Source organism: Paracraurococcus lichenis (assembly GCF_030657435.1).
GTDB classification, from domain to species: domain Bacteria; phylum Pseudomonadota; class Alphaproteobacteria; order Acetobacterales; family Acetobacteraceae; genus Paracraurococcus; species Paracraurococcus lichenis.
This window is the reverse complement of sequence record NZ_JAUTWS010000022.1, coordinates 29,940-51,555: the sequence shown is the minus strand read 5'-3', so window position 1 is coordinate 51,555 and position 21,616 is coordinate 29,940. Positions and strand designations below refer to the sequence as shown.

The 21,616-nt window shown below is 72.8% G+C and carries 17 protein-coding genes and 1 pseudogene; 7 read left to right on the top strand and 11 right to left on the bottom strand.

The annotated features are described in order from the left end of the window. Window positions 1-425: 425 nt before the first annotated feature. On the top strand, window positions 426-1,178 hold the full coding sequence (locus Q7A36_RS21345; RefSeq protein WP_305105770.1) for a class I SAM-dependent methyltransferase: 753 nt from the start codon (window positions 426-428) through the stop codon (window positions 1,176-1,178). On the opposite strand, the pseudogene Q7A36_RS42090 reads toward Q7A36_RS21345, so the two are convergent. From Q7A36_RS42090 to Q7A36_RS21325, 4 genes and pseudogenes are all read right to left on the bottom strand, one after another. Continuing rightward, window positions 1,093-1,569, bottom strand: a pseudogene (locus Q7A36_RS42090) (hypothetical protein); the annotation flags it as partial. The gene Q7A36_RS21345 and the pseudogene Q7A36_RS42090 sit on opposite strands and share 86 nt — an antisense overlap. 122 nt (window positions 1,570-1,691) lie before the next feature. Further along, window positions 1,692-3,122: an acetamidase/formamidase family protein gene (locus Q7A36_RS21335; protein WP_305105769.1), complete on the bottom strand. Its 1,431-nt coding sequence runs from the start codon at window positions 3,120-3,122 to the stop codon at window positions 1,692-1,694. Between the two features lie 93 nt (window positions 3,123-3,215). After that, on the bottom strand, window positions 3,216-4,493 hold the full coding sequence (locus Q7A36_RS21330) for an MFS transporter (protein ID WP_305105768.1): 1,278 nt from the start codon (window positions 4,491-4,493) through the stop codon (window positions 3,216-3,218). Window positions 4,494-4,589: 96 nt separating this feature from the next. After that, the gene (locus tag Q7A36_RS21325) at window positions 4,590-5,417 is read right to left on the bottom strand and encodes a phytanoyl-CoA dioxygenase family protein (protein ID WP_305105767.1); all 828 of its coding nucleotides are present in this window, start codon (window positions 5,415-5,417) and stop codon (window positions 4,590-4,592) included. Window positions 5,418-5,508: 91 nt separating this feature from the next. Here Q7A36_RS21325 and Q7A36_RS21320 point away from each other — a divergent pair, with 91 nt between their 5' ends. The 4 genes from Q7A36_RS21320 (at window position 5,509) to Q7A36_RS21305 (ending at window position 9,889) form a co-directional block, all read left to right on the top strand. Further along, window positions 5,509-6,300, top strand: coding sequence for an IclR family transcriptional regulator (locus Q7A36_RS21320; protein WP_305105766.1), 792 nt, complete (start codon window positions 5,509-5,511; stop codon window positions 6,298-6,300). A 263-nt stretch (window positions 6,301-6,563) separates the two neighbouring features. Further along, the gene (gene soxC, locus Q7A36_RS21315; protein WP_305105765.1) at window positions 6,564-7,799 is read left to right on the top strand and encodes a sulfite dehydrogenase; all 1,236 of its coding nucleotides are present in this window, start codon (window positions 6,564-6,566) and stop codon (window positions 7,797-7,799) included. Continuing rightward, entirely contained in the window at window positions 7,789-8,316 is a 528-nt protein-coding gene (locus Q7A36_RS21310) for a c-type cytochrome (protein ID WP_305105764.1), read from the top strand. Before soxC ends, Q7A36_RS21310 begins: the two co-directional genes overlap by 11 nt. Window positions 8,317-8,749: 433 nt before the next feature. Next, a complete protein-coding gene (locus tag Q7A36_RS21305) occupies window positions 8,750-9,889 on the top strand; it encodes a polysaccharide pyruvyl transferase family protein (RefSeq protein ID WP_305105763.1) in 1,140 nt (379 codons plus the stop codon). Between the two features lie 104 nt (window positions 9,890-9,993). On the opposite strand, the gene Q7A36_RS21300 is transcribed toward Q7A36_RS21305, so the two are convergent. Both Q7A36_RS21300 and Q7A36_RS21295 read right to left on the bottom strand, forming a co-directional pair. Then, the gene (locus tag Q7A36_RS21300; protein ID WP_305105762.1) at window positions 9,994-10,845 is read right to left on the bottom strand and encodes a CmcJ/NvfI family oxidoreductase; all 852 of its coding nucleotides are present in this window, start codon (window positions 10,843-10,845) and stop codon (window positions 9,994-9,996) included. Between the two features lie 32 nt (window positions 10,846-10,877). Next, complete coding sequence (locus tag Q7A36_RS21295) at window positions 10,878-11,090, bottom strand: DUF1127 domain-containing protein (RefSeq protein ID WP_305105761.1); 213 nt, start codon at window positions 11,088-11,090, stop codon at window positions 10,878-10,880. Between the two features lie 114 nt (window positions 11,091-11,204). On the opposite strand from Q7A36_RS21295, the gene Q7A36_RS21290 reads away from it, so the two are divergent. Next, a complete protein-coding gene (locus tag Q7A36_RS21290; protein ID WP_305105760.1) occupies window positions 11,205-12,095 on the top strand; it encodes a LysR family transcriptional regulator in 891 nt (296 codons plus the stop codon). Between the two features lie 131 nt (window positions 12,096-12,226). Beyond that, window positions 12,227-13,222 carry a calcium-binding protein gene (locus Q7A36_RS21285; protein WP_305105759.1) on the top strand — a complete coding sequence of 332 codons (996 nt, stop codon included), beginning with the start codon at window positions 12,227-12,229 and terminating at the stop codon, window positions 13,220-13,222. A 51-nt stretch (window positions 13,223-13,273) separates the two neighbouring features. Here Q7A36_RS21285 and Q7A36_RS21280 read toward each other — a convergent pair whose 3' ends face one another. The 5 genes from Q7A36_RS21280 to ptsP all read right to left on the bottom strand — a co-directional run bounded on the left by Q7A36_RS21280 (window position 13,274) and on the right by ptsP (window position 21,479). Further along, complete coding sequence (locus Q7A36_RS21280) at window positions 13,274-14,314, bottom strand: rhamnan synthesis F family protein (RefSeq protein ID WP_305105758.1); 1,041 nt, start codon at window positions 14,312-14,314, stop codon at window positions 13,274-13,276. Next, on the bottom strand, window positions 14,314-16,107 hold the full coding sequence (locus Q7A36_RS21275) for a class I SAM-dependent methyltransferase (RefSeq protein ID WP_305105757.1): 1,794 nt from the start codon (window positions 16,105-16,107) through the stop codon (window positions 14,314-14,316). Before Q7A36_RS21275 ends, Q7A36_RS21280 begins: the two co-directional genes overlap by 1 nt. Before the next feature lie 140 nt (window positions 16,108-16,247). Then, complete coding sequence (locus Q7A36_RS21270) at window positions 16,248-17,960, bottom strand: PTS fructose transporter subunit IIC (RefSeq protein ID WP_305105756.1); 1,713 nt, start codon at window positions 17,958-17,960, stop codon at window positions 16,248-16,250. A 25-nt stretch (window positions 17,961-17,985) separates the two neighbouring features. After that, on the bottom strand, window positions 17,986-18,933 hold the full coding sequence (gene pfkB / locus Q7A36_RS21265; protein WP_305105755.1) for a 1-phosphofructokinase: 948 nt from the start codon (window positions 18,931-18,933) through the stop codon (window positions 17,986-17,988). Beyond that, window positions 18,933-21,479 (bottom strand): phosphoenolpyruvate--protein phosphotransferase, encoded by a 2,547-nt coding sequence (ptsP, locus tag Q7A36_RS21260; RefSeq protein ID WP_305105754.1) that lies wholly within the window; start codon window positions 21,477-21,479, stop codon window positions 18,933-18,935. Before ptsP ends, pfkB begins: the two co-directional genes overlap by 1 nt. Between the last annotated feature and the right edge of the window lie 137 nt (window positions 21,480-21,616).

Genomic DNA, 21,616 nt, shown 5'->3' with positions numbered 1-21,616 from the left:
GCAGCCCGTTGACGAACTCGCCCTGACTTGAATTCGTCGCCCGGAAAGCAAGCCGAGAATGAGTTCGATGCCCCGATGAATGGGCCATCCACCGTCCTCTCAGCGATGCTGCCGCCGGGGCTGCATATCGTGATGCGCAAATACCCCATGCAGAACCAAACCACTGACGATTGATCACGCAAAATTTCTAAGGAGAAGCGGCAGTGACAAACGGAGACGGGTGGCAACCGCTAGGCATTCAGAGCTTATGCCGCTAACGATTATCAGCCGTGCATTTTTCACGGTGACGCTGCCGCGGTCTGCGTTCGCAGTGATCGCTCCCATGACTCGTCAGTTGTTTGCATACTATTGATAATAACCGGCTGGTGACTATGACCTGTTCCGGGTGACCTCGCGTTCGGGCCGGGAATCAATGAGAGGACTCGATGAACACGATTGATATGAAAGGTACGCAGCAATCTACAGACGCCCTTGCGGGCCGCGGTCTGTTGCAGTCGCCCGAAGAATGGGAGGCGCGGAACACTACTCTTGTACATACCATTTGTGATCTGATTGAGACTTATAAGCCAGCCAATGCGCAGGCGGCGCTGGACGTAGGTGCCGAGCTTGGCGGCCTGACCGACCGGTTCGCGGTCCTGACTGACATGACATGGCGAGCCATCGATCCCGATATTTCAGAGCATGCCGTCTCAGACCAAGGTGTTGAGCTCTTCCCGTCCTTTGGCCACGACATGCCCTTCGAGGATCAGTCGTTCGACTGCGTGACCTTCATCAATGTCTTCGAGCATGTGAGCCCGGAATGGCGGGTTCCAACCATGAAGGAAATCAAGCGCGTTCTTCGTCCGGGCGGCATCTTGGTCGGACAGTTGCCGAATCCTTATTTCCCTATAGAATCGCACAGCCGGCTACCTTTGTTTGGCTATGTTCCGACCAAGCTGCAGCCGCTTTACTGGCGCCTGACGCCAACGGGCTGGGATTTCAAGAAGGCCCATTTCTTTATTGTCACCATAAATCATATGCGCCGGATTGCGGAGGAACTTGGCTTCGAGATTGTTTTGGTGCAGAATTTCAATTATCCGGTTTCGGCCATTCCTAAAGCCGTCCGGGGCCTCGCCGCCCTTCATAGCCGCCTCGGCGTGCTACCTTGGGCCTGGCAATTCGTATTTCGAAATCCCTGACACGACCTGGGCAGTATTCGATCTGGCGGCGGTCGGAACCTGCGTCGGCAATGCGGACAGCAGGTTGGTGGGACAAGCTCAGCGAAGAGTTGCACCATGATGGCGCGCGGCACGGCCGGCAGGCTCGGCGATGGTGTTGCAGGTCAGCGAAGGCCATGCAGGTCATCAGCGCGTGCCGGTGCAGGCCAGTCCAGGACCGGCCCTCGAAATGGCCGAGGCCGAGTTCCTGCTCGAGCTGCTGGTGCCCCTGCTCGCACACCCGGCGCGCCTTGATCGCGGTGGCCAGCGCCCGCAGCGAGGTCCGCGGCGGCAGGTTGCTCAGGTAGTCCTTGCGCTCGCCGCTCGAGCGCCGCTCGCCTACCAGCCAGACCTCATCACCCGGCAGGTGGCGGTTGTGCGCCCAGGTCGCGCCATGCAGACGTCGCGGGTTGGGCCACACTTCGTGCGGTCCAACCCCTTGAAGGGACAGGCTGCTTCAGGGTCTTGTTGCAGCGCAAACCTCGATGGGTTTGCTCAGGACGCAGCGCCCGCGAAGATGTTCTTCTTGATGATGGCGTGCACGCCCCAATTGCCGTCGACCACCTGGGTGATGCCGAAATCCACCGCGATCGACATCAGCGAGATCGCCTCGTCCTCCGTCAGACCCTTCGCGTGCATCAGGAAGCCGCGCATCTTGCGGAAGGCGTCGCGCATCGCGAGGTCGATGGAGGACTTGGCGAAGATCTCGTTCTGCGCGTCGGGGCCGAGATCCGCGAGGTAGTTGGGATAGCTGAAGCCGGACATCACCCAGTCCTCGGCCGTCTCGATCATCGGGAAATCGAGCGACTCGAGCGGCGTGCCCCCGAGGTCCGCGCGCTTGTGCAGGATGAGCTGGAAGGTGCCGGTCAGCGAGCACTCGATGGCCGTGCCGCAGAGCTCGGAATCGCCCTGGCTCGCATGCGGGTCGCCGACCGAGAGCAGCGCGCCCGGCACCGCGACGGGGTAGTACATCGTCGCGCCCTTGCCGATGCGCCAGTTGTCGATGTTCCCGCCGGTATAGCTCGGCGGGATGGAGTTGACGAAGTCGGCCTCCTTCGGCGCCAGGCCCATGGTGCCGAAATGCGGCCGGATCGGCACGCGGATGTTCTTCAGCACGCCGTGGTTGCGCTGCGTCTTCGTGTGGTCCACCGGCAGGCCGGGATAGTCGATGGTCGGGTGCACCTTGCCCGTCGGGTCGGTCACCGGCACCCATTTGAAGTTGTAGACCGCCCGGGCCCAATTGCGGTCGCCGCGGGCATCCACCTCGTAGATCGTCACCACCTCGCGCGGCTTGTCGCCGGTCAGCAGGTCCTTGTAGTGGAAGCCCCAGTTCGCCGCGGCATTGCTGCCGAAGGCGAGGCCCTTGTACTCCGGATTGGCGCAGGGCCGCGGCATCACGTCGAGGATGCGCACCTCCAGCACGTCGCCCGGCTCGGCGCCGCGCACCGCCACCGGGCCGGTGCAGATATGCACGCCGAGGCCGCCGCCATCGCCCGGCCCGGCGCCGCGGCGCATGACGCCCTTCTTCTCCCGGGTCCAGAGGAAGACGCTCTCCGCCCCCGGGTCGCCCTTGACCATCCGGTCCGCGTCGTCGTTGGCGTGGTGGGTCAGGGTCTCGATGGTGACGTAGTCGCCCGATTCCACCTCGACGCGCGGCTGCAGCGTCCGGCTGAAATAGCCCCAGTGCACCGTCTCGGCATTGGCCGGCAGGACGTGCATCCTGGGCTCGCCCGGAGCGCGGGCTGCCGAGACCTGCGCCAGCGCCGGCGAGACCAGCGAGATGCCCGTGGTCGCCAGTGCCGCCGCCCCACCCGAGGCGGCGAAGCCCGATTTCAGGAAGGCCCGCCGCTCCTTCGCCATGCCGGTCCGGAAGTCGAGCCGGTGCCGCTCGAACTCGCTGCAGGTCGGATCATCCCCCTGGCACATCCTGCTGCCCCCCCTTCGTGCCGCCGCCCCGCCACGGGGCCGCGCGCGGGGCAGCGTTGCAAGGATGGGGCCAACCGGCACGGAGGCCGCCGGTCAGACCGGCGCCCGGGCCATCGCAGCGCCCGCGGCCGGCGCCGGTTCCCGCACGAAGACGGCGACCGCCAGGGCGCCGGCGACGGCGATGCCGCCCGTCACGACGAAGGCGCTGCCGAAGCTGCCCGACCACTCCACCAGGAAGCCGGTGACCGAGGGCGCCACGATGCCCGCGAGATTGGCGATCAGGTGCACGAAGCCGGACACGCCGCCGACCCGCGCCTCCGGCACGGTGTCGAGGATGATCGCCCAGTAGGTGCTCGCGGTCAGGTACATGAAGAAGACCGAGACCGCCATCAGCGCGACGACCGGCACCACGCCCCGCACGATCCCGGCCAGCGCCACGCAGACCGCCGCGACCAGCAGGCTGCCCACCAGCACGAGCTTGCGGGCGAAGAGCGCGTCGCCGCGGCGGCGGAAGATGGCGTCGCAGACGAAGCCGCTGGAGGCGAGGCCGACGAAGCCCACCAGCCAGGGGATGGCGTTCACCGCGCCCATGCGCTGCACCGACAGGCCCTGCGACATGGTGAGGTAGGTGGGGAACCAGGAGAGGAAGAAGTAGAGGATATAGGCATAGCCGAAGAAGGCGAAGCCGGTCGCCAGGATCGCCGGGCGCCGGAGATAGGTGCCGAGCGGCAGGGCCGGCGCGGCGGCGCGCCGCGTCCGCTCCTGCACCGCCCGCGCCCGCGCGGCCATGTCGAGCCAGCGGTGCTGGTCCGGCCGGTCGGTGGCGAGCAGCATCCAGGCCACGACCCAGAGCAGCCCGACGGCGGCGATGACGACGAAGGAGATCCGCCAGCCGAAGGAGACGGCGATGAAGCCCACCACCGGGCCGGCCAGCGCGGCGCCGAGCGGCTGGCCGGCATTCGCCATGCCGACCGCGCTCGCCTGTTCCTCGCGCGGGAACCAGTTGCTGACCAGCTTGTTCGCGGTGGAGGAGAAGGGGCCCTCGCCCATCCCGAAGACGACGCGGATCAGCAGCAGCGAGACGAGGCCCGTCGCCGCCGCGGTCAGGCCGCAGAACACGGACCAGACCGTCATCGCCAGGGTGAAGACGTTCTTCGGCCCGATCCGGTCGGCGGCCCAGCCGCCGACGAAGCAGAACAGCGCATAGCCGAAGAAGAAGCTGCTGAAGACGATGCCGAGCCGGGCGGGATCGAGCCCGAGGTCCCGGGCGACCAGCGGCGCGGCGATGGAGAGCGCGGCGCGGTCGAGATAGCTGATGGCGCCGCCGAGGAAGAGCAGCGCGATGATGAACCAGCGAAGCCTGGCGTACATGGATGAGTCCTCCCGTCGCGGCCGGCATGGGGCCGGCCGGCGGTCGCGTTGCGGGCAGGGCAGGCGATGCGGGCCGGCGCGGCCCGCGCGGGAGGCTCAGGCGGCGGCGGTGCGCCCGGTGTCGCGCATCAGGATCTGCTGGTGGTCGCCGGTGATCCGGGCATGGAATTCCCGCGCCGCCGGAGAGAAGTCGGCATCCGGGCGCTGTTCCGGCAGGAAGTTGCGGAACTCGTCCACGCCGCGCACCAGCGTCGCGCTGTCGTGCATGCCGACGACCTGGCGCACATAGGTCGGCAGGTAGCGGATGGCGAAGCCGATGCGGCGCTTGCCCGAGGGATTGGGGTCGGAGCCGTGGATCAGCCGGACATGGTGCAGCGACATCTCGCCCGGCCGCAGTTCCAGCATCCTGGCCTGGGACTGGTCCACCTCGACCTCGATCTCCTGGCCGCGGGAGAGCAGGTTGCCCGCGGCGAAGGTGTCGCGGTGGCGGATCTGGTCGAGCTTGTGCGTGCCGGGGATGACGCGCATGGCGCCGTTCTCGGCCGTGCTCTCGGAAATCGCCACCCAGGCAGTGACGATGTCGGCGGGGTCGAGCCCCCAGTAGGTGGAATCCTGGTGCCAGGAGACGAAGCCCGGGTCGTGCGCCTCCTTGGTGAAAAAGGAGGAGCCCCAGGCCAGGATGTTCGGGCCGATGATGCCCTCGACCGCATCGAGGATGGCGGGGTGGCGGATCAAGCCGTCGAGCCAGGTGAAGAGCAGGTGGCTCTTGTGCCGCAGCGGTCCCTGCAGCCGGCCGTGCTGCGCCTCGTGCGCCTCGAGTTGGCGGCGGAGTTCGCCGGCCTCGGCAGCGGAAAGAACCGGCACCGGTGCGTAGTAGCCCTGCTCCTTGTAGAAGGCGACCGCATCCGGGGAGAGCTTGCCCATGGAAGTTTCCTCGTGGTTGGGACCCGATCCGGGATCCTGTTGGCCAGGACGATTTTCATCTATGTCGTGGCGTTTTCAGATGTGAAAGCCGATGGACGCGGAAGTCAATGACCTCGTGCCGGCCGCCCCCCGTCCGGGGGCGCCGGCCCTCGAGAAGGGGCTCGACCTGCTGGAGGCCCTGGCCGCGGCCCCGGCCGGCCTGACCCAGAGCCAGCTCGCCCGGCAGATCGGCCGTTCGGTCGGCGAGATATTTCGCATGCTCGCGGTGCTGGAGCGCCGCGGCTATGTCGGCCGCGATGCCCGCAGCGGCGAGTACGGGCTGAGCCTGCGGCTCTTCCAGCTCGCCACCCAGCACCCGCCGGCGCGGCGGCTGCAGCAGGCGGCGCTGCCGGTGATGGATGCGCTGGCCGCCTCGCTCGGCCAGAGCTGCCATCTCGGCATGGCGCATGGCGAGCATTTCATCATCGTGGCGCAGGCCGAGGCCGGCGCGCCGATGGGCTGGGTGGTCAGGCTCGGCGCGGTCTTCCCCTTCTCCCTGGGCTATGTCTCGGCGCGCGTCCTCGCCGCCTTCCAGGGCGAGAGGCGGCGCGGCGAATTCGCGGCGCTGCTCGCCCGCGAGGCCGGCACGGCGCCGGAGGAGGTCGCGGCGCGGCTCGGGCGCATCGCCGCGGCCGGCTACGACATGGCGCCGAGCGAGTTCGTCGTCGGCCTCACCGACATGAGCGCCCCCGTGCTGGACCATGCGGGACAGGCGGTCGCGGCGCTCACCCTGCCCTATCTCGCGATCCGCAACCGGCCGGCCGACCTGACAGAGCCGCTCTCGGCGCTGCGGCGCGCCGCAGCCGAGATCTCCCGGACGATCGGCGGCCAGCCGGACCCGTGATGCGGCGATCTTCCTGAGCCGGATGCTGCGAGGCGCCGGGCCGGCGGCCCTGCGGTTCGGCGGCCTGGAAGAGCGAGGCCGGCGCTTCGGCGCCCAGCCTCCCCGGTCGCTGCAATGATTCGCGGCGCGGGCATCGGGCAACGGGAGATTGCGCAGGCGTGATCCGGCTTCTCAGCCGCGGAAGACCGTGTTTGGCTCGTCCGGAACGGGGAAGCTCATCCCATGCCGCTGCTGCGATGCAATCCGCGTGAGGAGGTTGCGCAATGACGCGGCCAGGTCGCCTGACACGGCGGCGCCTCGCCGCCTCCGCCCTGCTGGCACCGGGCGCAGCGGCCGCCGAGCGGCTGGAGGTGCCGCCGGGCATGCGCGAGCAGGGCGCCCCCCTGGACGCCACGTCCTATGGGCTGCCCGCGCCGACCGAGCAGGGCGTGCGGCGCCGGTCACGACCCGGGCGCGAGTACCAGCCGATCCTCGGCACCGCCGGCTCGATCGTCACCCCGCTCGGCGATCTCGACGGCATCGTCACGCCGAACGGCCTGCACTTCATCCGCTGCCATGCCGGCATCCCCGCGATCGCGCCGGAGCAGCACCGCCTGCTGGTGCATGGCCTGGTCGAGCGGCCGCTGGTCTTCAGCATGGACCAGCTCCGCCGCTTCCCCACCGTGTCCCGCCTGCATTTCCTGGAGTGCTCGGGCAATTCGCCGCTCTACCGGACCGCGCGCATCCGGCCGGACTGGACCGCGCAGGACACGCATGGCCTGCTCTCCTGCGCCGAATGGACCGGCCTGCGGCTCGCCGACCTGCTGGCCGAGGTGGGCGTCCGGCCGGAGGCGCGGTGGATGCTGGCGGAGGGCGCCGATGCCGCCGGCATGACGCGCAGCATTCCGGTCGCCAAGGCGCTCGACGACGCCATGCTCTGCTGGGCGCAGAACGGCGAGGCGCTGCGGCCCGAGCAGGGCTATCCGCTGCGGCTCTTCCTGCCGGGCTACGAGGGCAATACCAACGTCAAGTGGCTGCGCCGCCTGAAGCTCGCCGCCGAACCCTTCATGACGCGGGAGGAGACGTCGAGATATACCGGGCTGCTGCCGGACGGCACGGCGCGGCAGTTCAACTTCACCATGCATGTGAAGTCGGTGATCACGCGGCCTTCGGGCGGCCAGTCCATGGGCGCGCCGGGCTTTCGCGAGATCAGCGGCATCGCCTGGTCAGGCTTCGGCGCCATCCGCCGGGTCGAGGTCTCGGTCGATGGCGGCGCCACCTGGCGCGACGCCGCGCTGCAGGACCCGGTGCTGCCGAAATGCCTGACGCGCTTCCGCCTGCCGTGGCAATGGGACGGCCAGCCGGCGCTGCTGGCGAGCCGCGCCACCGACGAGACCGGCGCCGTGCAGCCGAGCCGGGAGGCGCTGCTGGCGGAGGTGGGCGAATGGTTCACCTACCACTACAACGCGATCCTCGCCTGGAAGGTCACGGAGAACGGGACGGTGCAGCTTGCGGTATAGCTGGCTGGCCCTGGCCTGCGCCCTAGCAGCCGGACCGGCGCCGGCGCAGCAGCGCCTCGGGATCGGCACGCCGGCCTCGCCGGAGGCGATCGCCGGCTGGGACATCGACGTCGCGCCGGATGGCACCGGCCTGCCGGAGGGCCGCGGCAGCGTCGCCGAGGGCGCCGCGCTCTTCGCCGAGCGCTGCGCCTCCTGCCATGGGCCACGCGGGCAGGAGGGCGCCTTGCTGCCGGCGCTGCGCCTCGCCGGCGGCGAGGGCTCGCTGGCCTCCTCCCGGCCGGTGCAGACCGTCGGCAGCTACTGGCCCTATGCGACGACGCTGTTCGACTACACGCGGCGCGCCATGCCCTTCAACGCGCCGCAGAGCCTGTCATCGGACCAGGTCTATGCGGTGACCGCCTTCGTGCTGCACCTGAACGGGCTGCTGCCGGCGGATGCGACGCTGGACGCGGACAGCCTGCGGCGGGTGCGCATGCCCAACCGGGACGGGTTCCGCCCCGTGGCAGGTCAGCGCTGAGCAAACCTCTCGGGGTTTGCGCTGCAACAGAACCCTGAGCAGGCTTTCGCTTCAAAGGGTTGGGCCGCACGAACCGTGGCCCAACCCGCGAAGGTCCGCTGAGGGCATTCTCGCGCCGACCGTGCAGCGCGAGAATGCTCCAGGCCCGCGCGGTCCCGCTCCTCCCAGGCGTCGGGGCGCATTCCGGCCTGACCCCGAAGAAGTCCCGGTCCGGGGGGGGCCGGCGTGACCGGGCGGATCTCCGGGATCGCCGACGCCGGCCCGTGTTGCGCCCTCCATGGGGCCGCCGACGTCATCCTTGACCGCCCAAGGCCCGTTGCAGAAGCGGAGCCACGCCGCCGGGCGATTCCACCCTGCGGCGATCTGCTCTAGGGTCCGGCCATGCGATGCCGTCCCTGCGACCCGTGACGCGCCGTCCTCCGGCGACTGCTGCGTGACGCGCAGGGCGGTCATCCTCGACGGCAATCCGCAGGTCCCGCCCGGCGCGACGGCGGACGGCCGGGCCTTGCTCGCCGCCTGCGGCGGCAATACCGGCAACCTGGCCTTCCGCTTCGCCGTCTCCGCCCATCTCCCGGAGCACGTGCACCTGCCCTGGAGCGCGCCGGTCGAGCGGATCCGGGCGGCCGGCGACGTCCTCGTCCTGCCGCTCGCCAACCAGCTCGGCCCGCATACCGACCTCGGCGAGCAGGCCGACAAGATCCTGGCCACCGGCCTGCCGGTGATCGGCCTCGGCCTCGGCGCGCAGGCCCCGGATACCCGGACGCCGGTCGTCCTGACGCCGGGCACCCGGCGCTGGCTGCGGGCGATCCTCGACCGCCCGCCCGCCGCCGCGCCCAATCTCGGCCTGCGGGGCGCCTTCACCGAGGCGCAGGTCCGCCGCTTCGCCGCCGTCCCGGGCATCGCGGTCATTGGTTGCCCCTCCAACCTCATCGCCCTCGACACCGACATCGCGGCGGCGGTGGCGGAGGGCTTCCGGCGGCCCTTCGCCCGCATCGCGGTCACGGCGGGCATCGCCCATGTCCCGGCGCTGAGGGGGATCGAGCAGGCGCTCGCCCGCCTCGTCACCCGGACCGAGGGGGCCTACATCGTCCAGCACGACCTCGAGATGGTCCAGGTCGCGCGCGGCGAGTTCGACGCGCTCGCTCCGGAGCAGGTGCGGCGCATCACGGACTATGTCCTGCCCGGCGCGACGGCGGCGGAGTTCCAGGCCTGGGCGCGGCGCCATGCCCGGGTGCTGGCCGGCATCGAGGCCTGGATGTCCTGCCTCCGCCGGTTCGACTTCGTCACCGGCACGCGCTTCCATGGCGTCATGCTGGCGCTGCAGGCGGGCGTGCCCGCCGGCTGCATCGCGCATGACAGCCGCACGCAGGAGATGTGCGTCACCATGGGCGTCCCGGTGGTCGAGGCCACGCAACTCGCGGGGCCGATCACCCCGGAGAGCCTGCGCGCGGCCTTCAGCTTCGACCCGGACCGGTTCCGGCAGGCGCGCCGCAGCCTGGCGGCGCGCTACCTCGGCATCCTGGATGCGGCCGGGCTCGCGGTGGCGCCGGCGCTGCGCCGGCTGGCCGCCTGATATCACCGCCCCTGAACCTTCGTTCGGGCGCTCGGACCGGTCAGCAGACCGGTCCGTTGGCATGATATCGCGCGGCAGAGGTCGGGACCCCTGCCGCCCGGTCGTCAGGCCTCGTGGAAGAGCAGGGCGCGGATCTCGATGCTCTGCCGCGGCGGCGCATCCGCCGGCGCGGTCGGATCAGCGAAGGCGGTGTGCGGCATGAACCGCGCCACGCCGTCGCGCTGGCTGTCGTAGCATTTCAGCAGCAGCGCCTCCTCCGGCATCATCTCCGGCAGCCAGTACCAGCGATGCGCCGCATTGAAACGCACCTGGTAGGTCTCGCCGGTGCGGTCCGGGTAGATCAGGTCGCTCGCCACCAAGTCCTCCGGCGCCGTGCTCGCCACGTCGCAGACCGCGAGCGGCATGTCGCGCACCGGCCCGGCCAGCGGCCGCCAGAGGTTCACGATCTGCACCCGGCCGCGCAGCAGCCGCTCCGCCTCGTCCGGCAGCAGGTCGCGCACGCGCTGCGGGCCGGACTGCTCGGTATGGTCCACATGCACCCGCGCCACCGGCTGGCGCGGCACCGCGCCGCGGTCCTCGGCGCCGGGGATGCGGCGGCGGATGGTATGGTCGAAGACATGCACCCGGCTCGCGCCGGTCGCCGCCTGCAGGATGCGCGCGCTCTCGGGGTAGTAGACGGCGCGGATCGCCGCCTCGTCGTCGAAGTCGCGCAGCGCGCTGGCGCCGCGCGCCACGGCGAAGCCCTCGCGGTCCAGCGTCACCCGGTCGGCGACCGGCCGCAGGTCGCGGATCGCCACGCGGTGCGCCTCGATGCCGATATTGGTGCGCGGCCGGCCGGGCGGCGGGCCATAGGTATAGGTGAAGGGCCGGCCCTCGACCGGGCCCAGGTAGTTCAGTTCCGCCTCGATGGCGGCGGCACGCGTCGCGGCGGGGCGCTCGGCAAGGCTCAGGCTCATCCGTCGTCTCCTCGGTTGGTTGGTTGGTCGGGTCAAGGCCGCCAGAGCGGCCTGCGCGCGAGCGCCAGCGCCTCGGCCTCGGTCAGGCCGATGTCGCGCAGGTCGCGCTCGCCGAGGGCCAGGAGTTCCCGGCGCTCGGCCAGCCGCGCCAGGACGAGGCCCAGCCAGGCGGGCCAGAGGCCGTGGGCGGCGCGCGGCGGCGCGAGGCCCACGGCAAGGGGCATGGTCATGCGGGCGACCGGCATGGTCTCACCTCCTGCCCGGGGCCGATGGCGACCCGGGATGCCCGATAAGTGGATCTGGTCCCCCAAGGCGATAATCCGCCATACTGGACCGAGACCGATGCTCCCAGGTCAGCAATGAGCCAGCCCACCGACATGGCCGCCTTCGTCCGCATCGTGGAGACGGGCGGCCTCGCCCCCGCGGCGCGCGACCTCGGCCTCACGCCCTCGGCCATGTCGAAGCAGCTCGCGCGGCTCGAGGCGCGGCTCGGCGTGCGGCTGCTGACGCGGACGACGCGGCGGATCGCCCTGACGCCGGAAGGCGAGACCTATCTCGCCCGCGCCCGCGACATCCTCGCCCTGATCGAGGCGGCGGAGCAGGACGTGACCGCGGGCCGCGGCCGGCCGCGCGGCCTGCTGCGCGTCAATACCGGCACGGCCTTCGCGCGGCACCGGCTGATCCCGCTGCTGCCGGAATTCTTCGTCCGCCATCCCGACGTCACGCTCGACCTCAGCGTCACGGACCGGCGCGTCGATCTCGTCTCGGAACAGCTCGACATCCTGCTGCGCACCGGCCCGCTCGGCGATTCCTCGCTGCTCGCGCGCAAGATCGCGGAAGGGCGGCGGGTGATCTGCGCCGCGCCGGCCTATCTGGCGCGCCGCGGCCGGCCGGCGGCGCCGGAGGCCCTGGCCGCGCATGACTGCCTGGTGCTGCGCGGGCAGGCCCGGCTGACCGCCTGGCCCTTCCGCACCGCGGCCGGGCTGCAGACTCTGACCGTCCACGGCACCGCCACCACCGACAGCGCGGAGGCGCTCCGCGACATGGCGCTGGTCGGGCTCGGCATCATCCGGGTCAGCGGCTTCATCGTCGCGCGCGACATCGCGGAGGGGCGGCTGGTGCCGCTGCTCGAGGACGCGCATGTCTCGGAGGAGGTGCCGGTCTGGGCGGTGACGGCGCCCGGCCGGCACCGGCTGCCCCGGGTGCAGGCCTTCGTCGAATTCCTGGTGCGGCACGCCGCGGCCTGGTAGGGGCGCCGGCCTCGGCTTGGAGGCCGGGCGATCCGTTAACGGGACGGAAAGCCTTTCGTATACACATCTCCGTGATTCCGGCGGCCGAGTCGCGGCTGCCGAACGGCAATTTCACGGAGCGGCCAGTTTTCATGACGCAGTCCATCACCTTCGGCATCATCGGCAGCGACGACCTGAAGCTCCTGCCCGGCACCGATCCGACGCTGCTGCCCAATGCGACGGACCTGCCGGTGGCCTCGTCCGCATCCTTTTCCCTGTCGTCGACGCCCTACACGGTCTCGCAGGACGGGACCGAGACGGACTACATGAACCGCGTCGCGGCCACGACGACCGGCTTCGGCACGGCCGCGGAGCACACCACCTACGACGTCCTCGGCCCCTGGAATTTCGTCAAGAACGCTGCGCTGCACAACGACGCCGCCGCGAATGTCACCTTCAGCGGCTTCGTGCATGTGGATGCGGTCGTCGGGACCGGGAGCGACCAGGGCTCGACGCTCGAGCTCGACGGCGTCAAGCGCGGCAACCTCGTGACCGGCGCGGGCGACGACCACCTCGACATCAACGTCGCCAGCAACGGCGCCGCCTGGTCGAACGAGTTCCGCATCGCCAGCGGCGACGGCAAGGACGTGGTCAGCGCCGCGGTCTTCGACACCGCCGGCGCGGCCGCCGCGGGCGACGCGACCTTCGCCTCCGCCAACGCGACCACGCTCGACTACCACTATGACGGCACCGCGACGAAGTTCTACATGGATCTCGGCGCCGGCGACGACGCGGCCAAGGGCCTCGGCGGCGACGACATCATCGATGGCGGGACGGGGTCCAGCTTCCTGACCGGCGGCGGCGGCAACGACCAGTTCCTGATCCATGCCGACGGCAGCGCGGTGACCTGGAGCACCATCACGGACTGGAACACGGGCGACCAGCTCGTGCTCACGGGCTGGCAGGCCGGCACCAGCACCGCGACCTGGGTGGAGAATGCCGGGACCGCGGGCTTCGAGGGCCTGACGCTGCATGCCGACCTCGACGGCGACGGCACCATCGACACCAGCATCACCTGGACCGGCCTGACCCTCGCGCAGGCGCCGACCGAGACGGTGCAGCCCGACGGCACGGTCTGGTTCGCCTGACGCGCCAGGACCGCGTCGCCGTCCGGCGGCGCGGTCCCGAGGCTGCGGCCTTCAGGGCGCGGTCTGGCGGAGGCTGCTGCGCAGGTCGCGCAGGATGACCTCGGTATCGCCGGGCGAGACCGCGCGCGCCAGCTCGATCCAGGCGGCGAGGTCCGGGATGCGCGACGGGTTCCGGCGCAGCAGCTCGCGCTTGAGGAAGGGGAAGCCGGCCTGCAGCAGCGGCCGCCAGAGCTCGGCGGTCGGGTTCATCGGCACCCGCTGCGTCGCCGCGCCCAGGATGCGCTGCCGGGCCGCCTGCCGCACCGCGCCCAGCAGGGGCGAATCGGAGAGCGGCGCCGCGGCCTCCTCCGCGCCGGCATGGAAGGCCGCGAGCGTCTCCACATAGGGCCAGAGCGCGCCGCACCGCAGGCCGGCGGCCAGCAGCGTCTGCGTCATGCCGACCTCGTAGCGGCGGACCACCGCCGCCTTCGAGCGGAGGTCGCGCACGCCCGCCCAGAACTGCCCGAAGACGGGATGGCGCAGCGCCGCCGGGCCGAAGGCGACGAGGTAGGACTGCAGGTGGAAGCGGAGCTGCCAACTGTCCGTCATCGCCCAGACATCGGCCGCCTCGAAATCCATCCGCTCCAGCAGCGGCGCCAGCGGGCGCAGCGGGCCGTAGACGCTGTCATTGGCCAGCACCAGCAGCCGCGTCCCGGCGGCCGGCAGCTCGGCCAGCGCGATGGCGTCGCGCCAGGCGCCGAAATCGAAGCCGATGTTGCGGCGGATGATCACCCGCGCGCAGCGCGGCCGCAGCCAGTCGATCGCCGCCGCTTCCAGCCGGCCGGCATTGCTGACGAAGACCACCGACAGCCCGGCGGCCAGCAGCGCCTCGAGGTAGCGGCGGGCATGCTCGGCGAGGCGCCCGGCGGGATCGTAGTGGCAGAAGACGACGACGCGCGGTCCGGGCGGCGACCCGCCCAGGTCCTCGACCACCGCCCGCCGCCGCGGCTCGACCTCGGCCAACAGGATGGCGCCCCGCACGGTCGCCTCGCGGCCGAGCAGGCGGGCCTGCGCCGCCAGCAGGTTTCCCCCGGCCAGGAGCGTGCCCAGCATCAGCCGCCGCCGAGCCCGAGGCCCGCGGGCATCGGCGGCACGCCGAGGCTCGCGGCGAGCGAGCGCGGGCCCTGCGCCGCGAGCGCCGCGCACTCCGCATCCCGGCCGAGCCGGGCCAGCAGATCGTGCTCGAGCGCCAGGGCAGGCCAGACCAGCCCGGCCGCGGAGCCGCCGCCCGCCCCCGCCGCCAGGCGGCGCAGCGCGGCGTCCCGCAGGGCGCGCAGCCAGCCGAGCGCGGCCTCGAGGTCGGCGCCCGTCCCGCCATTCGCCTCGACCACAGCGGCGCAGTAGAGGGTGTCGAGCTCGCTGTCCTCCGGCAGCGCGCCGGCCTCGGCGGCGCGGGCGAGCGCCGGGGCGACGACCGCTGCCAGGCGGCGCGCCGCGGCATAGGCGCCGGCATTGACCAGCCCGACATAGGCGCGCCGCCGCAGCGCCGCGGCCCGGGCCTGCGCCGCCGCCGGATCGCTGTCGGGGGCCGGGCCGAGCCGGTCGAGGCGTGCCGCGACATCGGCCGCGCCCGCCGCGGCAGCGCAGAGGGCGGCCTCGGCACCCGCGGTCCAGGCGACCTCCTCGGCATCCGCATCGTCGCCGCCGATGGAACGGAGGGCGCGCCGCAGCGCCGTCGCCTCGGCCGCCGCCGCCTCGAAGAGCGGGACCAGCGGCGGGCGCAGCTCCCCGGCGAGCAGCCAGTGCAGCCCGCGCGCCAGCAGCAGCGGCCCGAGGCAGAGCGGGCCGCGCGCCGCCAGCGCCCGCAGGCTGCGCGACCAGGGCCGCGCGCCCCAGGCCGCGCCCGCCGCGAGGCCGCGGCCGAAGCGCCGGCGGAGCGCGGCGTCGAGCCCGGGCAGCAGGTGGTCGGCGGCAGCGAGGTCGCCGGCATTCACCGCCTCCCGATAGGCGCGGACCAGGAAGCCGAGATGCAGGTCGGAGCCGGCTGGCTGGGCCGCGGCGCCGGTCTCCAGCCAGGTCCGGTAGAGGCGCCGGTCGGCGGCCTCCGGCCGGGAGGGGAGGGCGGCCGCCGCGCCGGCCCGGGCGCGCAACTGCGCCCCCTGCGCCACCACCTCCACGGCGGCGAAGCCCGCCCGCCGCAGCGCGAGGTCCAGGCTCGCCGCGCTGTGCAGGATGGTGTGGTAGCCGCAGGAGAGCAGCGGCAGCAGCAGCCCCTCGGGCAGGCCGGGCCGGGCGGCGGCGATGTCGGGCGTGGTCAGGACCAGGACGCCCCCGGGCGCCAGCGCCGCCCGCAGGCCGCGCAGCGCGCCGACCGGGTCGGCCAGGTGCTCCAGCACCTCCGAGGCGAGGAGGATGTCCCACTGCCCGGCGAGGGTGGTGGCCGGGTCGAACCTGCCGCTCTCGATGGGGAGCCCGAGCAGCCGCCGGCCCGCGGCGGCCTGGGGGGAAGGATCATGGCCCCGGACCTCGAGCCCGAGGGCCCGCCGCGCGAAGTCGAGCCCGAAGCCGAAGCCGCAGCCGATCTCCAGCAGCCGCCGCGCCGGGCCTTCGGCCGGCGCGGGCCCCGCCGCGGCCAGCAGGCCGGAGGCGATGCTCCAGAGCCCGGCGCCCTGCTGCAGGTAGAAGGCCAGCGCCGCCTCGCCGCCGGCTGGCTCCTCCGCATAGTCGGTGCCGGGCAGGGGATCGAAGGCGGCGGCGCCGCAGGTGGGACAGCCGAGCAGCGTCCGCCGCGGCGCGAACCGGGTCGGCAGGCCGGAGCAGCGCAGGATCAGCCGGCTCTCGCCGGTCGCATCGCATACCGGACAGGTCCGGCGCGGACCTGTCCCAGAGAGCCACTGCAACGCCAATGGATAGGGTCCGCCTCCTGAGGCCTCCCCTTGTGACGGAACCGGCGCGCCCTGCCGCTCATATCCGGGTGAGGCCGGGCCCGGGCGGGGCTCCACGCCCTGTCAGGGCACCGAAGCCCGCATGCGGCGTGCGGGGTTCCTCACGCAACCGCGGCGGCGGGCCGCTTCAGGACCCGCAGCGCGACCGCCGTGACCACCGTGCCGAGGGCCAGCGCCACGACATAGCCGCCGAGATGCGAGACCGCGTTCGGGATGGGCAGGACGAAGGCGCCGCCATGCGGCACCCGCAACTCCGCGCCCACCGCCATGGAGATGGCGCCCGCGACCGCCGAGCCGAGCACGAGCGAGGGGATCACCCGCAGCGGGTCCTTGGCGGCGAAGGGGATCGCGCCCTCCGAGATGAAGGCGAGGCCGAGCACCCCCGCGGCCGGCGCCGCCTCCCGCTCCTCCTCCGTGAAGCGGTCGCAGAAGAGGAAGGCGGCGAGCGCCAGGCCGAGCGGCGGGGTCATGCCGGCGACCATGGCGGCGGCCATCGGGCTGTAGACCTGGCTGGCGAGCAGGCCGGTCGAGAAGGCATAGGCCGCCTTGTTCACTGGCCCGCCCATGTCGAAGGCCATCATGGCGCCGATGATCAGGCCGAGCACCAGGGCGGCGCTGCCCTGCATGCCGCGGAGGAACTCGGTGAGCGCCGCGAGCGCCGCCGCCACCGGCCCGCCGGCGACATAGATCAGCGAGAGGCCGGTGATCAGCGCCCCGAGCACCGGCAGGATCAGCACCGGCTTCAGCCCCTCCAGCGTGCGCGGCAGCCGGAGGACGCGGTTCAGCCAGGCGACGGAATAGCCGGCGACGAAGCCCGCGACGATGCCGCCGAGGAAGCCGGCATTGAGCTGGGCGGCGATCATGCCGCCGATCATGCCGGGCGCGATGCCGGGCCGGTCGGCGATGGAATAGGCGATGTAGCCCGCCAGCGCCGGCACCATCAGGGTGAAGGCCGCCTTGCCGCCGATCTGGAACAGCGCGCCGGCGAGCGTGCCGCGATGCGCGTCGTCATAGGCGTAGATGCCGCCGAGGGCGAAGGCGATGGCGATCAGCAGGCCGCCCGCCACGGTGAAGGGCAGCATGAAGGAGACGCCGGTCATCAGGTGCCTGTAGGGGCCGGTGAGCGGCTTCTTGCCCGGCGCCGGCGCCGGCGCGGCGGCGGCATGCGCCTCGCCATGCGGCCTGGCCTCGGCGAAGGCGCGCGCGACCAGCGCCTGGCCGCCGTTGATCGCCGGCTTGGTGCCGCTGAGGAAGACGGGCTTGCCGCCGAAGCGGGAGAGGTCGACCTGGGTGTCGGCGGCGATCAGCACCAGGTCGGCCGCGGCGATCTCCTCGGGCGTCAGCGCATTCTGCGCGCCGACCGAGCCCTGGGTCTCGACCCTGATGCTGTGGCCCAGCGCCTTCGCCGCCTGCTCCAGCCCCTCGGCCGCCATGAAGGTATGGGCGATGCCGGTGGGGCAGGAGGTGATGGCGACGATGCGCCTGCCGGCCGCGGGCGCCGACGCGCCGGCCGCGGGGGAGGCGGACAGCGCGCGGGCCAGCACGCCGGCGGCATCGGCCAGCACCTCCTCGATCCGCGCCCGCACGGCATGCAGCCGGTCCAGCCCCTCGGGCGGGTGGGCGGCCTCGCCGACCAGCAGCAGCGCCTCGGCCTCGGGCGCCGCGGGCAGCGGGGAGAGCACGCCGCGCTCCGTCCGCACCTCCACCGGCAGGTCGCGCCCCTCCCGCCGCGCCGCCTGGCGCAGCGCCTCGGCCGCCAGCATGGCCTGGACGGGGCTGTCGCCCGCCTCGACGACGGCGATCACTCCGGACATTCGGGTTTCCTCCTCGTTGTGGCGGTCAGGCCAGGGGTTCGGCGGTGAGGCCGGCGGCGATCTCCTCGACCGCGGCGCGGCCGGGCAGGCCGGCGCCGGTGCGCTGCAGCTTGGCGGCGGAGAAGGCGGCGGCGCGGCGGGCCAGCGCCTCCAGCGGCAGGTTCTCCGCCAGGCCGGCGGCGATCCCGGCCACCATGGCATCGCCGGCGCCGACGCTGCTGGTGACCGCGATCGCCGGCGGGCGGACCTGCACGGCGCCGTCCTTCGTCACGAAGAGCGCCCCCTCGGCCCCGAGCGAGACCGCGACCAGCGCGATGCCGCGCGCCGCCAGCGCCTGGGCGGTGGCCAGCAGCGCCTCCCGCTCCGCCAGGGGCTGGCCGGCCCAACCCTCCAGCTCATGCCGGTTCGGCTTGACCGCCTGCGGCAGCACCGGGGCGCCGAGGACGGCCGCGAGCGGCGCGCGGCTGGCATCGACCACGACGCGCGCGCCCTGCTCGGTCAGCAGGGCGACCAGCTCGGCATAGGTCTCGGCCGGGAGGCCGGGCGGCAGGCTGCCGGCGAGCACCGCGACGGTCCCCGGCCCGGTCGCCGCATGCAGCGGGGCGAGCGCCGCATCCAGCGCCTCGGCCGGGGGCGCGGTGCCCGGCAGGTTGATGTCGGTCGTCGCGCCCGCCGCGCGGTCCAGCAGCTTGATGTTGGTCCGCGTCTCGCCGGGGATGCGGAGGCAGCAATCGGTGATCCCGCGCCCGGCGAAGAGGGCGCGGAAGGGCGCGTCGTTCGCCTCGCCCAGCAGCCCGGTCGCGGTCACCTTGGCACCCCAGTCGGCCAGGCAGGCCGCGACGTTGATCCCCTTCCCCGCGGCATGCCGCACCGCGCCGCGCGCCAGGTTCACCGCGCCCGGCAGCAGCGCCTCCAGCTCCACCGTCTGGTCGATCGCCGGGTTGAGGGAGAGGGTGACGAAGGGCGCGGCCATCAGGCGGCCTCCTGCGCCGCGGGCCGGGTCATGGCCAGCAGCTCGGGCTCCAGCGCCTTCACCTCCGCCGCCGTGCCGCAGGCGGTGGCCCGCGCGGCGAGGTCGCGCAGCCCGGCGAGCGTCGCGCCGCGCAGCACCGACTTCACCGCCGGGATGTCGCGCGGGGTCATGGAGAGCTCGGCGACGCCGAGGCCGGCGAGCAGCGCCGCGCCGAAGGGCTCGCCCGCGAGGCCGCCGCAGACGCCGACCCAGCGGCCGTGGCGCGTCGCCGCCTCCACCGTCTGAGCGATCAGGCGCAGCACCGCGGGGTGCAGGCTGTCGGCTTCCGGCGCGAGCTCCGGGTTCTGCCGGTCGATGGCGAGGACGTATTGCGTCAGGTCGTTGGTGCCGACCGAGAAGAAGTCGACGTGCTTCGCCAGGGCATCGGCCTGCACGGCGGCCGCCGGGACCTCGACCATGATGCCGACCGGCACTTCGGGCGCGCCGAGCTCGGCGCGGATCCGCTCGCAGGCGGCGCGCAGGGCGATGACCTCGGGCACCGAGGTCACCATGGGGAACATGATGGAGAGCGGCCCGCCGCCGGCGGCGGCGCGGTAGAGGGCGCGGAGCTGCGGCTCCAGCAGGTCCGGCCGGCGCAGCAGCAGCCGGGCGCCGCGGACGCCGAGGAAGGGGTTGGCCTCCACCGGCAGGCGGAGATGCGGCACCTGCTTGTCGCCGCCGATGTCGAGGGCACGGACGATCAGCGGCCGGCCCTGCAGCGCCTCCAGCATGGCCCGGTAGATGCGGTGCTGGTCCTCCTCGTCCGGCGTCTCGCCGCGCTCGAGGAAGAGGAATTCGGTGCGCATCAGCCCGACGCCCTCGGCGCCCTGGGCCAGGGCGAAATCCGCCTGGTCCGGCAGGTTGATGTTGGCGGCGACCTCGACCCGGTGCCCGTCGCGCGTCACCGCCGGCTCGGCCCGCCGCGCCGCCTCGCGCGCCCGCTGCTCCTGCTGCGCTTCCATCCAGGCGCGGGCGGCGGCGAGGTCGGCCTCCCCGGGGTCGAGATGCAGGAGGCCGGCGCTGCCATCCAGCACCGCCTGCGTCCCCGGCCTGAGGTCGAGCAGGGCGCGCCCGCCGGCGACCAGGGCCGGCAGGCCGAGAGTGCGGGCGAGGATGGCGGTGTGGGAAGTCGGGCCGCCCGCCGCGGTCGCCAGCCCCACCACCTTGGCGGGGTCGAGCCCGGCGGTATCGGAGGGCGCGAGGTCCTCGGCGACCAGGATCACCGGCCCCTCCGGCAGGTCCGAGAGCGTGCCGCCGGCGAGCGCCGGGTCGATCTGCCCGAGCACCCGCCGGCCGACGTCGCGCAGGTCGGCGGCGCGGCCGGCCAGCACCGGGTTGCCGAGGGCGGCGAGGCCGCCCGCCACGCGCTCCACCGCCTGGTGCCAGGACCAGGCGAGGCCGTGCCCCTCCACCATCAACTGGCAGGTCAGGGTGATCAGGTCCGGGTCGTCCAGGAGCCCGGCATGGGCGCGGAAGATCGCAGCCTCGCCCGGGCCCAGGCGGCGGGCGGTGTCGTCCTCCAGCGCCGTGAGCTGGGCGCGGGTGGCCCGGATCGCCGCCTCCAGCCGGGCGCCGCCCTCGGCGAGCGGCAGGGGGGTGTCGGGGATGGCGGCCTCGGCATCCGCCAGCACATGCACGCGCCCGATGGCGAGGCCGGGGCTGGCGGCGATGCCCGGGAGCGAGACCAGGCGTCCCGCGGGTTCCCAGCCGCGGACGGGGGCGGCGGCGCGCTGCGCGGCGAGCGCCGCATCGGCCTTCTCCTGCGCGCTCAGGCCGGTGATGGCGGCGCGCATCCGCGCCAGCGCCGCGGCGGCATCGCGCCCCTCGGCCGAGACGGTGACGCGGTCCCCGGCGCGGAGGCCGAGCTGCAGCAGGCCGACCAGCGCGGCCGCATCCGCCGCCTGCTCGCCATGGCGGACCTGGATGCGGCAGCCGGTGGCGCGCGCCGCCTCCACCCAGCGGGTGGCGGGCCGGGCATGCAGGCCGGTGGGGTAGTCCACCACCCAGTCGAAGCGCTCGGCGAGGTCGTTGGCCGGGACGCCGGGCGGGGCGGCGGCGGGCTCGGCGCCGAGGGCGGCGATGATCGCCTCCGGATCCTCGGTGGTGAAGAGCCGCTGCAGCGTCGCGGGGTCGTTCAGCAGGCGGGTGAGGCGGCGGAGGATGGCGATGTGCTCGTCGGAGGCCGCGGCGATGCCGATGACGAGATGCGCGATCTGGCCGGGATTCCATTCGATGCCGTCGCGCACCTGCAGGATGGCGAGGCCGTTGCGGCGGACGAGGCCGCGGTCCTCCCCCATGCCGTGCGGGATGGCGACGCCATGGCCGAGGAAGGTGTTCGCCGCCTGCTCCCGCCTGCCCATGCTCTCGGCATAGCCGGCATCGACGCAGCCCGCGGCGGCGAGGAGCTGCCCGGCCTCCGCGATGGCGGCCGCCTTGCCGGCGGGTCGGGCATCGAGCCGCACCAGCTCGCGGGCGATCGGCATGGGGGAGGCGGCGGGCTGGGCCATGGGGACGTTCCTGCCTGGGTTATTGGGCGTGAATGAAATCGTTTTCAGTCACTCTGTCAAAGGGAATCTGAGGATGGGCGCGGTTTCCCGATTGAAGCCGCCGTCTCGGACCGGCAGTCTTGGGCGGTCATGGTGAA

What these genes read in the sequence shown, in the direction of transcription:
- Q7A36_RS21345 (WP_305105770.1), top strand. Translation starts at nt 426, where the DNA reads ATGAACACGATTGATATGAAAGGTACGCAGCAATCTACAGACGCCCTT.
- Q7A36_RS21335 (WP_305105769.1), bottom strand. Translation starts at nt 3,122, where the DNA reads ATGTGCCAGGGGGATGATCCGACCTGCAGCGAGTTCGAGCGGCACCGG.
- Q7A36_RS21330 (WP_305105768.1), bottom strand. Translation starts at nt 4,493, where the DNA reads ATGTACGCCAGGCTTCGCTGGTTCATCATCGCGCTGCTCTTCCTCGGC.
- Q7A36_RS21325 (WP_305105767.1), bottom strand. Translation starts at nt 5,417, where the DNA reads ATGGGCAAGCTCTCCCCGGATGCGGTCGCCTTCTACAAGGAGCAGGGC.
- Q7A36_RS21320 (WP_305105766.1), top strand. Translation starts at nt 5,509, where the DNA reads ATGGACGCGGAAGTCAATGACCTCGTGCCGGCCGCCCCCCGTCCGGGG.
- soxC (WP_305105765.1), top strand. Translation starts at nt 6,564, where the DNA reads ATGACGCGGCCAGGTCGCCTGACACGGCGGCGCCTCGCCGCCTCCGCC.
- Q7A36_RS21300 (WP_305105762.1), bottom strand. Translation starts at nt 10,845, where the DNA reads ATGAGCCTGAGCCTTGCCGAGCGCCCCGCCGCGACGCGTGCCGCCGCC.
- Q7A36_RS21295 (WP_305105761.1), bottom strand. Translation starts at nt 11,090, where the DNA reads ATGCCGGTCGCCCGCATGACCATGCCCCTTGCCGTGGGCCTCGCGCCG.
- Q7A36_RS21290 (WP_305105760.1), top strand. Translation starts at nt 11,205, where the DNA reads ATGAGCCAGCCCACCGACATGGCCGCCTTCGTCCGCATCGTGGAGACG.
- Q7A36_RS21285 (WP_305105759.1), top strand. Translation starts at nt 12,227, where the DNA reads ATGACGCAGTCCATCACCTTCGGCATCATCGGCAGCGACGACCTGAAG.
- Q7A36_RS21280 (WP_305105758.1), bottom strand. Translation starts at nt 14,314, where the DNA reads ATGCTGGGCACGCTCCTGGCCGGGGGAAACCTGCTGGCGGCGCAGGCC.
- Q7A36_RS21270 (WP_305105756.1), bottom strand. Translation starts at nt 17,960, where the DNA reads ATGTCCGGAGTGATCGCCGTCGTCGAGGCGGGCGACAGCCCCGTCCAG.
- pfkB (WP_305105755.1), bottom strand. Translation starts at nt 18,933, where the DNA reads ATGGCCGCGCCCTTCGTCACCCTCTCCCTCAACCCGGCGATCGACCAG.
- ptsP (WP_305105754.1), bottom strand. Translation starts at nt 21,479, where the DNA reads ATGGCCCAGCCCGCCGCCTCCCCCATGCCGATCGCCCGCGAGCTGGTG.